Origin of the sequence: Kitasatospora sp. NPDC036755 (assembly GCF_040636595.1) — a bacterium.
Taxonomy (GTDB): Bacteria; Actinomycetota; Actinomycetes; order Streptomycetales; family Streptomycetaceae; genus Kitasatospora.
Map to the genome: position 1 here is coordinate 1 of NZ_JBEZUT010000697.1, position 1137 is coordinate 1137.

At 68.3% G+C, this 1137-nt stretch carries 1 protein-coding gene; it reads right to left on the reverse strand.

What is annotated here, in order from left to right:
• Nucleotides 1-116: 116 nt before the first annotated feature.
• Nucleotides 117-941, reverse strand: a complete 825-nt coding sequence (locus AB0E96_RS41295) for a ParA family protein (RefSeq protein WP_359831988.1) — start codon at nucleotides 939-941, stop codon at nucleotides 117-119.
• Between the last annotated feature and the right edge of the window lie 196 nt (nucleotides 942-1137).

The window sequence follows — 1137 nt, forward strand, 5'->3', positions numbered from 1 at the left end:
GCCCGGGAGGGCGTGTTGGCCGGCGTCCCCGCGGTCATCGGGTCCTGCCCGGAGTCCGGCGCCTTCGGGGGCAGGGCGGGTTCCCGCTCCGGCAGGGGGTTCGCACTCACGCGGTATCAGCTCTCTTTCAGTCCGAGCGCCGCACCCAGGCGGCGCGCGTGGTTGTTCAACTGGCGGACATAGGCACGGCCCCCGTTGTCCCGGATCTCCTGGACCGGCCGCTTGAGGCCCCGGGCCGTCTTGACGCTCGCCCGTTCCGAGACCCACGGGGTCCACACCAGGTCGCCGTGAGCGGCCACCAGGTCGGCACAGCACCTGCCGTGTTCACCGATCGCCGGGTCGAACCGGTTCACGATGATCCCCAGGAGCTCCAGGTCCGGGTGCTGCGTGGCCTTGATGCTCTGTGCGGCCTGCACCGCCTTGTGGGCGCCGGTCAGACCGTCCGGCTCCGGATCGGTCACGACCACCACCGCGTGGGCGCCGAGGATCGCGTTCAGCAGCAGGGCCCCGGTGCCGGGCGGGGTGTCGATGAGGACCGCCCCGATGCCGAGCTCGGCCAGCTCCGCGTCGGAGCGCTCGAAGGCGAGGCGGAGCCGGTGGTGGACGAGGTGCTCGCCCTCCGGCTCCCGCGACTTCAGCGACTCCTCCGCGGCCACCACGTAGACGCCGGGCCACGGCGTCGGGTGGATCGCCGGCGCGATCCCGTGCTCGGAGCTGAGGACCCAGGTGTAGACGTCGTTGAGCGTCCGCGCCGGCTCCCCTTCCTTCACCCCGAGACGGGCGGTGGCGTTGCCCTGCGGGTCGTGGTCCACGACCAGGACCCTGATCTGGTAGATCACGGCCAGCGCCATGGCGAGCTGCACGGTGGTGGTCGTCTTGCCCACCCCGCCCTTGCGGGCGATCACCGCCACCCGTCGAGGGGCGCGCAGTGCGAGAGCCATGGAGACCACCTCCCTTCTGTATGCATGGTCATGGCGCTATTTGTACCGCTTTACAGCTGGTCAGCTGTGCATCTGCCTTGCCCTAATGATAGATCACTGCACGTACAGATGTAAAGACAGCTGTACTTCTGCATGTCTGTATTGACAGAAATCTGTATCGCTGTACATTGGAAATGTGCCCAGACGGCACGAGGGG

Excerpts from the sequence above, each read along its gene's own strand:
- AB0E96_RS41295 (WP_359831988.1), bottom strand. The coding sequence starts at position 941 with ATGGCTCTCGCACTGCGCGCCCCTCGACGGGTGGCGGTGATCGCCCGC.